Below are 13,291 nucleotides of genomic sequence, written 5' to 3' on the forward strand. Positions count from 1 at the left end.
CGAACGGTGTGTACCTGGCCGTTCACCTCCCGTCGACCGATGCCGAACCGAGATGTGCGCCATCCCTCACCCCACCGATGCCGCCGCGCGTCCTACCATCCGTGGATGAGTGAAGCGCGGGCGAGCGAGTCGGGGTTCCCCATCAAGGGTGTGTACACGGCTGCGGACCTCCCCCCGGAGCTGGACTCCCGTCTGGGCGAGCCGGGTCGTTACCCGTACGCCCGGGGGGTCTACCCCACGATGTACACCTCCCGGCCGTGGACGATGCGGCAGTACGCCGGCTTCGGCACCGCCACCGAGTCCAACGCGCGCTACCACCAGCTGCTGAAGGCCGGCACGATGGGCCTGTCGGTCGCCTTCGACCTGCCCACCCAGATGGGCTACGACTCCGACGACGCCATCGCCAGCGGCGAGGTGGGCAAGGTCGGGGTGGCGATCGACTCCATCGAGGACATGCGGCTGCTCTTCGACGGCATCCCGCTGGACAAGGTCTCCACCTCGATGACCATCAACGCGCCCGGCTCGGTGCTGCTGCTGCTCTACCAGCTCGTCGCCGAGGAGAACGGCCTGTCCGGCTCGGCGCTCAACGGCACCATCCAGAACGACATTCTCAAGGAGTACATCGCCCGGGGGACGTACATCTTCCCGCCGAAGCCGTCGCTGCGGCTGGTCGCCGACACCTTCGCGTACTGCCGCAAGGAGGTGCCGAAGTGGAACACCATCTCCATCTCCGGCTACCACATGGCGGAGGCCGGCGCGACGCCCGCGCAGGAGATCGCGTTCACCCTCGCCAACGGCGTGGAGTACGTCCGGGCCGCGCTGGCCGCCGGGCTGGCGGTGGACGACTTCGCCCCCCGGCTGTCGTTCTTCTTCGTGGCCCGCACCACCCTGCTGGAGGAGATCGCGAAGTTCCGGGCCGCCCGGCGGATCTGGGCCCGGCTGCTGCGTGACGACTTCGGCGCGAAGGACCCGAAGTCGATGATGCTGCGGTTCCACACCCAGACGGCGGGGGTGCAGCTCACCGCCCAGCAGCCCGAGGTGAACCTGGTCCGGGTGGCGATCCAGGGGCTCGCCGCGGTGCTCGGCGGCACCCAGTCGCTGCACACCAACAGCTTCGACGAGGCGATCGCGCTGCCCACCGAGAAGGCCGCCCGGCTGGCGCTGCGCACCCAGCAGGTACTGGCGTACGAGACGGACCTGACCGCCACCGTCGACCCGTTCGCCGGGTCGTACGTGGTGGAGGCGATGACCGCCGAGATCGAGGCGGCGGTCAACGACCTGATGGACCGGGTCTTCGACCACGGTTCGGCGGTGGACGCGATCGAGGCCGGGTTCCAGAAGCGGGAGATCGAGCAGTCGGCCTACCGGTTCGCCCAGCAGATCGACGCGGGGGAGCGGGTGGTGGTCGGGCTGAACCGCTTCCAGATCGACACCGAGGAGCCGTACGAGCCGCTGCGGGTGGACCCGACGATCGAGGCGACCCAGGCGGAGCGGCTGGCCCGGCTGCGGGCCGAGCGGGACGGCGCGGCGGTCGACCGGGCCCTGGCCGAGCTGCGGGCCGCCGCCGAGGGCGACGAGAACGTGCTCTACCCGATGAAGGAGGCGCTGCGGGCCCGCGCCACGGTGGGCGAGGTCTGCGGCACGCTGCGCCAGGTCTGGGGGACGTACCGCCCGAGCGACCGCTTCTGATCCCGGCCGGACCGCCGCGGTCCGGCCGGTGCGCCGCCCGCGACCCGGCGGGCGCGCCGCCCCCGACGTTTTGATCCACACGGCGACCTCCGCCGGCAGCCCGCTGCCGGCAGGGGTCGCCGTCGTCGTCCGGTCGGGGCCGCTAGGGGTCGCCAGGCGGGAGGGGCGGGGCTACCGTCGGTGACGACCTGGCGGTGGTGTGACGGTCGGTTCGCCCGGCTGGTGGGTGGTCCGCGCGGCCGGGGCGTGCGGCGCGGGGTTCGTGGGTAAACCGGTGCGGATGAACGGGACGGACAGCATGTCCGGGCGGGCCCGGAGACGCCGTGTCACGGTCGGGAACCGGTTGACCACCCGGCGGCGTCGGCTAATTGTCGGACCGGCGGTCAACCGGGGCGACCAATGCGACAATTCGGATACGACGGCCCCGGATCGACGCCGATTTCGCGACCGCCCAATCGGTTACGCGTTGTAGGAGGTGGGGGGCAGATGACGGCGTCCGACCGCGATCTACCTGCTGTCCCGCAGATATTCGAGCCCTCCCACCAGGGCTTACGTGACGCTGTGCGCTCTGATCGCTACCGTAACGAGGTTGCGCAGCGTCACCATCGGAGGTCTAGGCTGTCTGCTGTCCTCCCTGAAGATCCATCCATTTCTAGTGATCGAGAATTCGACGTGACGAGTGCGTTGACGCTGCCGAACGGCAGCCAGCTGGCGTCGTCCTGGCCGGAGGCGCCGTCCGGGTCCCAGCCCCTGCCCCACGATCTGGATCACCTGCTCGCGCTGCGGGTGCCCGGTCTGATCGCCACCCGTCGCCACCTCCACTCCCACCCGGAACTGTCCGGGGAGGAGTTCGAGACGGCGGCGCTGATCGCCCGGGAACTCACCCTCGCCGGGTTGCACCCCCGACTGCTGCCCAAGGGCAACGGGGTGATCTGCGACATCGACGGGCGGCCGGACGGTCCGGTCGTCGCGCTCCGCGCCGACATCGACGCGTTGCCGCTGACCGACCCCAAGGAGGTCCCCTACCGGTCCACGGTGGAGGGGGTCTGCCACGCCTGCGGTCACGACGTGCACACCGCGGTGCTGCTCGGCGTCGGCATGCTGCTGGCCCAGCTCGCCGACGCGGGCCAGCTCGACGGCCGGGTCCGGCTGATCTTCCAGCCGGCCGAGGAGATCCTGCCCTGCGGCTCGCTGGAGGTCATCGAGGCCGGTGGCCTGGAGGACGTCGTCCAGATCTTCGCGCTGCACTGCGACCCCAACCAGCCGGTGGGGAAGGTGGGGCTGCGGGTCGGCCCGATCACCGCGGCGGCCGACAACGTCACCGTGAGACTCACCGGGCCCGGCGGGCACACCGCCCGTCCGCACCTGACCGTCGACCTGGTCGACGCGCTCGGCCGCCTGGTCACCGAGGTTCCGGCCCTGGTCACCCGCCGGGTGCCGGCCAACAGCGGGCTGCTGCTGGTGTTCGGCCACGCCTCGGCCGGCACCCGGTACAACGTCATCCCGTCCGAGGCGTGCGCGGCCGGCACCCTGCGGGTGATGGACCGCGACACCTGGGAGCGGGCCCCCCAGATCGTCGCTCAGGTCGTCCGGGACGTCATCGCGCCCACCGGCGCCACCGTCGACCTGGAATACCTGCGCGGCCGGCCGCCGGTCAGCAACGACGCCCGCGCCATCGGCATCCTCACCGCCGCCACCGCCGCCGCGCTCGGCCCGGAGGGGATCGCGGAGACGCCGCAGAGCATGGGCGGCGAGGACTTCTCCTGGTACCTCGAACACGTCCCCGGCGCGTTGGCCCGGCTCGGCGTCGGCCGGGTCGGCGGCCCCACCGTCGACCTGCACCGCGCGTCGTTCGACGTCGACGAGCGGGCCATCCCGGTCGGGGTGCGGCTCATGGTGCAGACCGCGTTGCGGGCACTGGCGGCGGTCCGCTAGGCACCGGCGGGTGGCCCCCGCCGCCCGGTCCACCAGGCATCGGCGGGTGGCCCCCGCCGCCCGGTCCCACCGGCGGCGCGGGCCGCCGCTGGCGGCGTCGCCGACGCAGCAGCACCACGGCCACCGTCACGGGCACCCCGATGAGCAGCAGCCAGGGCAGCAACGCCCCCAGCACGGTGAGCAGCACGCCCATCGAGGCGAGGAAGACGGTCCAACCGCCGCGCAGGCCCACCATGAAACCGGTCCGGTCCTCCTCCTGCCCGTCGTCGGCCGTCGAGGCGTCCCGGCCGACGAAGGTCACCGTGACCGTGGAGAGCGCCGTCAGGTCGGCCAGCCGACGCTTCTTCGCCTCCAGCGAGGCCAGATCCGCCTCCCGGCGGCTCACCTCGTTCTCCAGCGAGACCAGCTCGGACACCGTGTTGGCGCGGGCCAGCAGCCGCCGGGCACTGTCCACCCGGGCCCGCTGGGTGGTGATCCGGGCGTCCAGGTCGACGGTCTCCTCGGTGACGTCCTGGGTACGGATCTCGCGGCGCTGCTGCCGTCCGTAGGTGGCCAGCTCGTCGACGAGCGCGGTGAACTTCGCCGCCGGCACCCTCAGCTCCAGTTCCGCCTGCGCGGACGCCGAGACGCTGCGCCGCTGGTCGCCGCCGACGAACCCGCCGGTGGCGGTGACCGCCGCCACCGCCCGCCGGGCCGCCGCCTCCACGTCGTCCACCTGCACCCGCATCGTTCCGGTGTAGATGATCGCCCGCTGGTCGACGCGCAGGTCGGCGGCGCCCGTACCGGCCTGTCCCGCCGCCGCGTCCCGGTCCGGTGCCGCGCCCCCCGGTGCCCCCTGCACCGGCGCCTTCTCCTGCGGCGCGGAACCGGCCGAACTGCCGTCGCGGTCGGCCGCCCCGCACCCGGCCAGCAGCAGCGCCGCCAACCCCATCGCCGCCAGGGCCCGCGCCCCGGTTCCCGCCGTCCTCAGTGTCATCCCCGCTCCCGTCGTCGTCCGTCCCCCGGTTCCGGGGCGATAGCTCGGACGCGGCGCACGGCCGCTCCGGTTCCGGCAGACTGCGCTGAGGACATCACGATTCGATATTCGAGGAGTCACGATGCGGCTCACCAAGTACACGCACTCCTGCCTCCGCATCGAACGCGACGGGGCGGTGCTGGTCGTCGACCCCGGCGTGTTCAGCGAGGCGGCGGCGCTGGACGGGGCGGACGCGGTGCTGGTCACCCACGAACATCCCGACCACCTCGACGTGGCCGCGCTCACCCGGCGGCTGGACCGGGCACCACTGCCGGTGTACGGGCCGGCCGCGCTCGGGGCGGTGCTCGGCGACGCGGCGCAGGCGCTCACCCCGGTCGCCCCGGGCGACACCTTCACCGCCGCCGGCATCCCGGTCCGCGCCGTCGGCGGCCGGCATGCCGTCATCCACCCCGACATCCCGGTGGTGGAGAACGTCGGCTACCTGTTCGACGACACGGTCTACCACCCAGGCGACGCGCTGCACGTCCCCACCGACGTCGAGGTGCAGACCCTCTTCGCCCCGATCCACGCGCCCTGGTCGAAGTTCTCCGAGGTGGTCGACTTCATCCGGGCGGTCGCCCCGCGCCGGGCGTACGCCCTGCACGACGCGCTGCTCAACGACAACGGCTACGGCGTGCTCGACCGGCAGTACACGGCGCTGTCCCGTACCGACTACCAGCGGCTGGAGCCGGGCAGCCGGATCGACGCCTGAACCGTGGCCGTCGACGAGTCCGAGCTGGCCCGGCAGCTCTACCGCACCCCGCCCGACCGGTTCGTCGCCGCCCGGGACGCCGCCGTCGCCGAGGCCCGCCAGGCCGGCGACCCGGCCACCGCCCGGCGGATCGCCGGCTGGAAACGACCCACGGTGGCGGCCTGGCTGGTGAACCTGCTCGCCCTGGACCGTCCCGAACTGGTCGCCGACCTCGGGCCGCTGGCCGAGGCGCTGCGCACCGCCCAGCGTGACCTCAAGGGCCCCCGGCTGCGGGAACTGTCCGCCCAGCGGCGGGAACTGGTCGCCGCCCTGGTCACCGAGGTACGCCGGATCGCCGCCGGCCTTCCCGAGGCGCCGCCCGCCGCCCGGCTCCCGCTGGCCGAGGTCGAGGCCACCCTGCACGCGGCGCTCGCCGACGCCACGGTCGCCGAACAGGTCCGCACCGGACGGCTGCTGAAGGCGGTGCACCATTCCGGCTTCGGCGAGGTGCCCCGCCCGCAGCTCCGACTGGTCACCGGCGGCGCAGCGGCGGCTGCCGGCGGCGGGGTGGAGCGTGCCGGCGGCGGGGAGGCGGACGTCGTACCGCAGCGGGAGGCCGACCGGGGCGGGGCGCGACGGGCCCGGGACGCGCAGGCGGCGGCGCGGGCCGAACGGGCGAAGCGCCGCCGTGCCCTGGACCGGGAGCTGACGGCTGCGCGGGCCGCCCAGCGGCAGGCCGAACGGGACCTGGACGGCACGACGACGGCCGAGCGGGACAGCGTCGCGGCGCTCGACCGGATCGAGGGGGAACTGGCCGAACTGGAGCGTCGTCGGGCCGTCGCCGAACAGGAGCTGAGCCGGGCGAAACTGGCCCGCCGGGCGGCCGAGCGGACGCTGACCGTGGCCCGCCGCCGCACCGGTGAGGTGCAGGGCGCGATCGAGGCGGTGGATGCCGAAGAGGCGGACCCCACGGCGGGCGGTGAGGAGGCAGACTGAACGCGATGAATGCGTGTTGCGGGCGTGCGGGATGACGCCGGAGCAGGTGGCCGCCGGGAGCAAACCCGCCGTGCTGGAACTGGGGGAGTTGTTCACCCGCTGCCCGGGGACCCTGCGCCGGGCCAGGACGATGGGCATCCCGGGCTGGGCGTTCTATGTCACCGGGCGGGCCGGCGCACTGGGCGACATCCGGGCCGAGACGGTGGCGGCGGCGCTCGGCTTCCTCGCCCCGGAGGCGGTCGCCGACGGATGGGACACCGCCGTGCGGGTGGTCCGGCCGTTGGAGGTGGCCACCGCCCACCTGACCGAGTGCTGCCGGTGGGGTGCCCAGCATCTCGACGACCTGCCCGGCACACCCCGGCTGACCGCCCTGCTGGAACGGGTGGTGGCCGCCGCCGACGCGACGGGCATGCCGCTGTTCGCCGCCTGGCGGGCGATGCCGCTGCCCGCGCACGCCGAGGGTGCCCGGGCCGCCGTGGCGCTGCTGCTGCTGCGGGAACACTTCACCGGGGCCTACCTGCTCGCCGTACGGGCCGCCGGGATGACCCCGCTGGAGGCGGTGCTGGCCGGGCCGGAGGGGGAGGCCGGGGCGGCGGCCTGCGGGTGGTCCCCGCCGTATCCGCCGGTCGGGCCGCTGGTGCGGCGTCGGCTCTGGGCCGAGGCGGTGACCGACCGGTTGGCCGCGGCCGGGTTCCGGGCGCTGCGTCCGGCGGAGGGCCGGGAGCTGATCGAGTTGCTCACCGACGTACGGGCCCGGCTGCGCGCCGACGCGGACGGCTGACCCGCCGCCCGGGCCGGGTCCGACGCGGCCCGGTCCGGTGCCGCCCCCGACCGCCCGGTCAGCCGGTGGTCGGTCGCGGACCGGCGTGACCGGCCGGTGGCCCGGAAAATCGGCGGCGGGGTGGCGGGCGGGGCTGCCAGGATCTGCGGCGTGACACTTCCCGCCGGTTGGACCGCCCGCCGCCCCACCCTGGACGACGTGCCCGCGCTGCTCGCCGTGGTGCACGCCGCCGACACGTTCGCCATCGGTTACCCCGACTTCGACGCCGACGACGTCCGGGCCGCGCTGACCGCGCCGTTCTTCGACCCGCAGCACGACTCGTGGGTGCTGACCGATCCTGATCATCGGGTGGTCGGCTGGAGCGTGGTCGACAACCCGACCGGGGTGGGCCGCGAACAACTCGACGTCTTCGTCGACCCGGAGCGGGCGACGGCGCTGCGGGCCGTGCTGCTCGACCGGATGCTGCACCGCGTCGCCGAACGCGCCACCGAGCGGGGCCGGCCCGCGCTGACCGTCCGCGCCGCCGTCTGCGCGCCGGAGACCCGCTGGGCCGGCGAGCTGACCGCCGCCGGGTTCACCCGGGCCAAACGGTACGTGCGGATGAGCCGGTCGCTGGCCGACCTGCCCGCCGAGCCGCCGCCCCCGCCCGGGGTGACCGTCCGGCCGGTGCGGGCCGGTGACGAGGCCGACCTGCGGCTGTTCCACCACATCCACGACACCGCCTTCCGGGACACCCCGGACTACGAGCCGGCCGGGTTCGAGGGCTGGCGGGACCGGCTCACCGACGGTGGGCGGGTCTGGGACGAGTGGTTCATCGCCGAGGTCGACGGCGCGCCGGCCGGCGCGCTCAACTCGTCGGACCAGGCGCTGGAGCAGGATTCGGGCTGGGTACGCACACTGTCGGTGCTGCCCGCGTACCGGCGGCGCGGGGTGGGTGCGGCGCTGCTGCGGCGGGCGTTCGCGGTCTACGCGGCCAAGGGCCGGGGACACGCCGGGCTCGGCTTCGACCTGGCCAACCCGACCACCCCGGTCACCCTCTACCGGTCGGTCGGGCTGCACGAGACCCGTTGGATCGACCTGTACGAGCGCAGCGTGCCCGCCGCCTGAGCGGTCCGGCCCGGGTGCGTGCCGGCTGTGGTGCGGGCCGGCTGCCGTGGACCGGCCCGGTGTGGGCCGGGTGACGCCCGGCGGGGTCGCCGTCGGGTGGCCCCGCCGCCGGGAGCACACTGGACGGGTGCGATACGCGTTACGCCGAGGCGGTGCCGGTGGGGCGGGACCGCAGCTCGGAGACGTAGTCGTCGGGCGCGCCCGCCTTCTCGGCGGCGTTGGCGATCTCCGACAGGTACCAGGCGGTCGGCAGGCCGCCCTCGTAGCCGTCGAAGACGTACACCCAGGCGGTCACGTCCCCGTCCAGCGTCGAGACCCGCACGGTGAGTTTGCGGTACGTGCCGGCGGTGACGCCCTCCAGCTCGTCGAGCTGGGCGGCGTCGTACGGGTCGATGTCGTACAGCGCCACGAAGACCCGGTCACCCGGGGACTCGACCACGGTGCTGACGGAACCCTCCCAGCCGATCACGTCCTCACCGGCGAAGGTCAGCCGCCACCCCTCCAGCCAGCCGACGCCCACCATGGGCGAATGCGGGCAGTAGGCCCGCATCCGGGCGGGGTCCAGGTTTGAGCCGTAGGCCGCGTAGTGACGCACGGCGATGACGATAGCCCGGCGAACGGGTGGGGGAGAATACGACAGTGCGTGTCGGACGGGTTCGGGAGAAGAAAGTCACTGTGAGCACCGAGGAAGGGCGAGGGCTGTGAGCCACATCGTGATCATCGGCGGGGGGCCGGCCGGCTACGAGGCGGCCCTGGTCGCCGCCCAGCTGGACGCCGACGTCACCGTGGTGGAGGCCGAGGGCGCGGGAGGGGCGTGCGTGCTCTCCGACTGCGTCCCCTCGAAGACCTTCATCGCCAGCTCGGAGGTGGTGACCGGCTACCGGGACACCGACGAGTTCGGCATCCACTCCGACGGCCTGGAGGCGGTCACGGTCGACGCGCCGGCCGTGCACGCGCGGGTGAAGCGGCTCGCCCTGGCCCAGTCCGCCGACATCCACGCCAAGCTGATCAAGGCGGGCGTGACCTTCGTCGCGGGCACCGCCCGGATGGGTGAGGACACTCTCGGTCACACCCACCGGGTCGTCGTCACCCCCGCCGACGGCGGCGCGGAGTACGCGATCGACGCCTCCACCGTGCTGGTCGCCACCGGCGCCACCCCGCGTCAGCTCCCCACCGCGCTGCCCGACGGGGAGCGCATCCTCACCTGGCGGCAGGTGTACGACCTGCCCGAGCTGCCCGCCCACCTGATCGTGGTGGGTTCCGGCGTCACCGGGGCCGAGTTCGCCAGCGCCTACCTGGCGATGGGGGTCGAGGTGACCCTGGTGTCCAGCCGGGACCGGGTGATGCCGCACGAGGACGCCGACGCGGCGATGGCCATCGAGCACGTCTTCCGCAGCCGGGGCATGACCATCCTCAACAACTCCCGGGCGGACGCGGTCCGACGCGTCGGCGACGGCGTCGAGGTGGTCCTCTCCGACGGCCGGGTGGTGACCGGTTCGCACGCCCTGATCGCCGTCGGCTCGATCCCGAACACCGCCGACCTCGGCCTCGCCGAGTACGGCGTCGAGCTGGCCAAGGGCGGCTACGTCACCGTCGACCGGGTGTCGCGTACCAACGTCCCCGGCATCTACGCCGCCGGCGACTGCACCGGGGTCCTGCCGCTGGCCAGCGTCGCCGCGATGCAGGGTCGGATCGCGATGTGGCACGCCCTCGGTGAGGCGGTCCGGCCGTTGCGGCTGCGTACCGTCGCCGCGAACGTCTTCACCGACCCGGAACTGGCCACCGTCGGCGTCTCCCAGGACGAGGCGGACGCCGGCCGGACCCTGGCCCGCCAGGTGATGTTGCCGCTGACCGGTAACGCCCGCGCGAAGATGGACGACCTGGCGGACGGCTTCGTCAAGCTGTTCTGCCGCCCGTCCACCGGCCAGGTGGTCGGCGGCGTGGTGGTGGCTCCCAAGGCCAGTGAGCTGATCCTGCCGATCACCATGGCGATCGAGAACAACCTCACCGTCAACGAGCTGGCCCAGACCATCACGATCTACCCGAGCCTGTCCGGTTCGATCACCGAGGCCGCCCGTCAGCTCATGCTCCATGAACTCGAATGACCCCCTGACCCGGGTCGGGCGTCGGTCGTGCTCCGGCCGATATCCGACCCGGGCCGGGACGGCGTGTGGTCAGGCCACGTTGAGCCGGATGTTTCCGATGCGGGCGACCACGTCCACCTGGCCGCCGAGGCCGGTGACATAGGCGCGGAGCGATTCCAGGCTGGTGTGCTCGCCGTTCTCGATCTGGCTGATTCGGGCCTGGGACAGGCCGGCGGCCTCGGCGAGCTGTTGTTGGGTCATGCCGAGCTGCCGGCGGATGTCGGCCAGTTGCGCGCCGCTGACGGAGGCGAGCATCCTTTCCCGGAACCGACCACGACGGGTGACCCGCTCGGGGTCGTCCCAGGATGGGTCGATCTCACGCGCCTTGGCCCTGACCTCACGCCAATCGGAACCGTTGCTCATCGTTGCGCTTCCTTAAGTGCGATCAGGTGTTCCTCGAACCTTATGTCGGCGAGCGGCACGGCCTTCCGGTACCAGCTCTGCCACTGACCCGACTTGTCGCCGGCGACCAGGAAGACCGCCTCACGTAGCGGATCGAAGGCGAAGATCATCCTGATCTCCGTGGTGCCACTCGACCCTGGTCGCAGCTCTTTCATGTGATGGAACGAGCTGCCCTTGAGCCGGTCCACCAGTGGACGTCCCAGCGCCGGGCCGTGCTCGGCGAGCAGGTCGATGGCCTCACCCACCAGATCCGCGCTGGCCGGATCGACGCGGCACAGGTCGAGGAACCACGCCTCCACCTCGGGATGCAGCCTGACGTCCCACACCTGCCAAATATAAGCGATCCTTATGGGCTTGCCGAGGTTTCCCGCACCGGAGACCGGGCCGGTCGCGCTGGCCACGGCCACCGTCGGTGACCGCGTGGCTGCGCACACCAGGGTGGTGTGCCGCCCGCCGCACGGCGGCTGCCGCCCGGCGCGGCCGTCGGGAGGGGGTCGGCGAAGCGGAGGGCGTCGGCGTACCGTTGAGTACGCGGTCCCCACACCGTCAGGTCCCCCGTTCCTGACGAGCGGGCCGTCGAGGGTCGCCGGCAGGTCCCGTGCCGGCGACCCTCCCCTTTCCGGCACCGCCACCACGACGGGTACGCGTGTCACTGCCGGTGCGGCGCATCCGCGCCGAATTCGGCGGAGGGATGATCGCCGTTCGGGCACAGCGGTTGTCGGCACGCGGACAGCAGGCTCCGCCCACGGCTGCCGCTCGGATAGCGTCCCGGGCCCAACCGACATTCTTCCGGAGGCTCGCAGATGCTTTCCACGCTGGTGCGGGGTGCGCTCGTCGTGACCCTGGCGCTCGGCAGCACCCTCGTCGTCGTGACCGGCCCGGCCGAGGCGGGGGCGACGAGGTACAAGAACTGCACCGCGCTGAACAAGAAGTACAAGCACGGGGTGGGCAGGAAGGGCGCGAAGGACAAGGTCCGGGGCAGCACCAAGCCCGTCACGAACTTCACCGTGTCCGACTCGGTCTATGCCAAGAACACCCACCTGGACCGGGACAAGGACAAGGTCGCCTGCGAGAAGCGCTGAAAATGCGGTCGCGCCGGGCGTCGCGCAGGTCGTACGGTGACGGCATGCGCAGTGCTGTGGTGACCACGACGCCGGGAGATCCCGGCGTGCCGCACTGACGTCTTCCGTCGACGAGGCCCCGGGCGATCCGCCCGGGGCCTCGTGGCGTTGCGGGCACGGTCGCCTCCGGGTCGTACCCGATCAAGGAGCGCGACATGATCGACCACCGTAGGCTCGGCCGCGAACTGGACCTGTTCGTCTCCGACCCGCTGGCGGGCGCCGGGCTGCCGATCTGGCTGCCGGCCGGCGCGGCGGCCCGGCACGCCGTCGAGGAGTACGTCCGCGAGCTGGAACGCCGGGCCGGCTACCAGCACGTGTACTCCCCGCCGCTGGGCAGGCGCGAGTTGTTCGCGCTCTCCGGGCACCTCGGCCACTTCGCCGACGAGATGTTCCCACCGATGCGGATGGGCGACGACGAGTTGCTGCTCCGGCCGGCGCTCTGCCCGCACCACGCGCTGGTCTACCGGGCCCGGGGCCGCTCCTACCGGGAGTTGCCGCTGCGCGTCGGCGAGCTGGGCGGGATGTACCGGGCGGAACGGTCCGGGGTGCTCGGCGGGCTGGCCCGGGTGCGGGCGATCTCGCTCAACGACGCGCACAACTTCTGCACCCTGGAGCAGGTCGGCGACGAGGTGCGGGAGATCCTGCGGCTGATCCACCAGGCGCACGCGGCGCTCGGCGTCCGCCCGGCCGGGTTCCGGTTGTCGCTGCGCGGGCCGGGCGCGAGGTACGTCGGCGACGACGCGTCCTGGGCACGCGCCGAGGAGCTGCTGCGGGCCGCCCTCGACGGGGTGGACCACGTGGAGTCGCCCGGTGAGGCCGCCTTCTACGGCCCGAAGATCGACATCCAGGTGGTCGACGCGGCCGGCCGGGAGTCGACCATCTCCACCGTGCAGATCGACTTCGACAAGCCGGAGAAGTTCGACCTGTCGTACACCGATGCGGCGGGTGCCCGGCAACGGCCGGTGCTGGTGCACCGAAGCCTGGTCGGGAGCATGGAGCGGCTGTTCGCCTACCTGATCGAGGCGCACGAGGGCGCCTTCCCGCCCTGGTACGCCCCGGTGCAGCTGCTGCTCCTGCCGGTCGACGCCGGGCAGGCCGACGCGGTGGACCGGGTGGCCCGGCAGGCGGTCGACGCCGGGCTGCGGGTCGAGGTGGACGCGGGCGGCTCGCTGGGTGCCCGGGTCCGCGACGCGGCCCGCCGCCGGGTGCCGTACGTCGGGGTGGTCGGTGCCCGGGAGGCCGCCGACGACGCGGTGGCCCTGCGGCTGCGCGACGGCCGCAGCCTCGACCCGATGCCTGCGGCGGACGCGGTGCGGCTGATCGACGCGGTGGTGGCGGCCCGCTCGGCGCAACTGCTCCCCGCCGGCTGACGGTGCGGGGGCCGGGGGACGACGCCCCCCGGCCCCCGCA

13 protein-coding genes are annotated in these 13,291 nt (G+C 73.3%); 9 read left to right on the top strand and 4 right to left on the bottom strand.

The window, feature by feature from the left end:
- Window positions 1-105: 105 nt before the first annotated feature.
- Together JQX11_RS25310 and JQX11_RS25315 are read left to right on the top strand one after the other, a co-directional pair.
- Window positions 106-1,689 (top strand): acyl-CoA mutase large subunit family protein, encoded by a 1,584-nt coding sequence (locus JQX11_RS25310; RefSeq protein ID WP_204927446.1) that lies wholly within the window; start codon window positions 106-108, stop codon window positions 1,687-1,689.
- Between the two features lie 672 nt (window positions 1,690-2,361).
- Window positions 2,362-3,624, top strand: coding sequence for an amidohydrolase (locus tag JQX11_RS25315; RefSeq protein WP_204927447.1), 1,263 nt, complete (start codon window positions 2,362-2,364; stop codon window positions 3,622-3,624).
- On the opposite strand, the gene JQX11_RS25320 is transcribed toward JQX11_RS25315, so the two are convergent.
- Window positions 3,581-4,600 (bottom strand): DUF4349 domain-containing protein, encoded by a 1,020-nt coding sequence (locus tag JQX11_RS25320; RefSeq protein ID WP_204927448.1) that lies wholly within the window; start codon window positions 4,598-4,600, stop codon window positions 3,581-3,583. The genes JQX11_RS25315 and JQX11_RS25320 overlap by 44 nt on opposite strands.
- Window positions 4,601-4,721: 121 nt before the next feature.
- On the opposite strand from JQX11_RS25320, the gene JQX11_RS25325 reads away from it, so the two are divergent.
- The 4 genes from JQX11_RS25325 to JQX11_RS25340 all read left to right on the top strand — a co-directional run bounded on the left by JQX11_RS25325 (window position 4,722) and on the right by JQX11_RS25340 (window position 8,214).
- The gene (locus JQX11_RS25325; protein WP_204927449.1) at window positions 4,722-5,351 is read left to right on the top strand and encodes an MBL fold metallo-hydrolase; all 630 of its coding nucleotides are present in this window, start codon (window positions 4,722-4,724) and stop codon (window positions 5,349-5,351) included.
- A gap of 3 nt (window positions 5,352-5,354) precedes the next feature.
- The gene (locus JQX11_RS25330; protein WP_204927450.1) at window positions 5,355-6,326 is read left to right on the top strand and encodes a hypothetical protein; all 972 of its coding nucleotides are present in this window, start codon (window positions 5,355-5,357) and stop codon (window positions 6,324-6,326) included.
- A gap of 31 nt (window positions 6,327-6,357) precedes the next feature.
- Window positions 6,358-7,107 carry an SCO6745 family protein gene (locus tag JQX11_RS25335; protein WP_204927451.1) on the top strand — a complete coding sequence of 250 codons (750 nt, stop codon included), beginning with the start codon at window positions 6,358-6,360 and terminating at the stop codon, window positions 7,105-7,107.
- 150 nt (window positions 7,108-7,257) lie between these two features.
- Complete coding sequence (locus JQX11_RS25340) at window positions 7,258-8,214, top strand: GNAT family N-acetyltransferase (protein WP_204927452.1); 957 nt, start codon at window positions 7,258-7,260, stop codon at window positions 8,212-8,214.
- 139 nt (window positions 8,215-8,353) lie between these two features.
- Here the strand turns inward: JQX11_RS25340 and JQX11_RS25345 are convergent, their stop codons facing one another.
- Complete coding sequence (locus JQX11_RS25345; RefSeq protein ID WP_067304651.1) at window positions 8,354-8,809, bottom strand: gamma-glutamylcyclotransferase; 456 nt, start codon at window positions 8,807-8,809, stop codon at window positions 8,354-8,356.
- A gap of 106 nt (window positions 8,810-8,915) precedes the next feature.
- On the opposite strand from JQX11_RS25345, the gene JQX11_RS25350 reads away from it, so the two are divergent.
- A complete protein-coding gene (locus tag JQX11_RS25350) occupies window positions 8,916-10,319 on the top strand; it encodes an NAD(P)H-quinone dehydrogenase (RefSeq protein WP_204927453.1) in 1,404 nt (467 codons plus the stop codon).
- Window positions 10,320-10,388: 69 nt separating this feature from the next.
- On the opposite strand, the gene JQX11_RS25355 is transcribed toward JQX11_RS25350, so the two are convergent.
- Window positions 10,389-10,721 (bottom strand): helix-turn-helix domain-containing protein, encoded by a 333-nt coding sequence (locus JQX11_RS25355; RefSeq protein ID WP_088643940.1) that lies wholly within the window; start codon window positions 10,719-10,721, stop codon window positions 10,389-10,391.
- Window positions 10,718-11,086 (bottom strand): type II toxin-antitoxin system RelE/ParE family toxin, encoded by a 369-nt coding sequence (locus tag JQX11_RS25360; protein ID WP_204927454.1) that lies wholly within the window; start codon window positions 11,084-11,086, stop codon window positions 10,718-10,720. Before JQX11_RS25360 ends, JQX11_RS25355 begins: the two co-directional genes overlap by 4 nt.
- Before the next feature lie 477 nt (window positions 11,087-11,563).
- Between JQX11_RS25360 and JQX11_RS25365 the strand changes: the two genes are divergently transcribed.
- A complete protein-coding gene (locus JQX11_RS25365) occupies window positions 11,564-11,842 on the top strand; it encodes an excalibur calcium-binding domain-containing protein (RefSeq protein WP_088643942.1) in 279 nt (92 codons plus the stop codon).
- Between the two features lie 194 nt (window positions 11,843-12,036).
- Window positions 12,037-13,251, top strand: a complete 1,215-nt coding sequence (gene thrS, locus JQX11_RS25370) for a threonine--tRNA ligase (protein WP_204927455.1) — start codon at window positions 12,037-12,039, stop codon at window positions 13,249-13,251.
- The last annotated feature ends 40 nt before the right edge of the window (window positions 13,252-13,291 follow it).

It is taken from the genome of Micromonospora humida (assembly GCF_016901255.1).
GTDB lineage: Bacteria > Actinomycetota > Actinomycetes > Mycobacteriales > Micromonosporaceae > Micromonospora > Micromonospora wenchangensis.

Coding starts and splice junctions, on each gene's coding strand:
- thrS (WP_204927455.1), top strand. CDS start 12,037: ATGATCGACCACCGTAGGCTCGGCCGCGAACTGGACCTGTTCGTCTCC.
- JQX11_RS25325 (WP_204927449.1), top strand. CDS start 4,722: ATGCGGCTCACCAAGTACACGCACTCCTGCCTCCGCATCGAACGCGAC.
- JQX11_RS25335 (WP_204927451.1), top strand. CDS start 6,358: ATGACGCCGGAGCAGGTGGCCGCCGGGAGCAAACCCGCCGTGCTGGAA.
- JQX11_RS25365 (WP_088643942.1), top strand. CDS start 11,564: ATGCTTTCCACGCTGGTGCGGGGTGCGCTCGTCGTGACCCTGGCGCTC.
- JQX11_RS25320 (WP_204927448.1), bottom strand. CDS start 4,600: ATGACACTGAGGACGGCGGGAACCGGGGCGCGGGCCCTGGCGGCGATG.
- JQX11_RS25310 (WP_204927446.1), top strand. CDS start 106: ATGAGTGAAGCGCGGGCGAGCGAGTCGGGGTTCCCCATCAAGGGTGTG.
- JQX11_RS25355 (WP_088643940.1), bottom strand. CDS start 10,721: ATGAGCAACGGTTCCGATTGGCGTGAGGTCAGGGCCAAGGCGCGTGAG.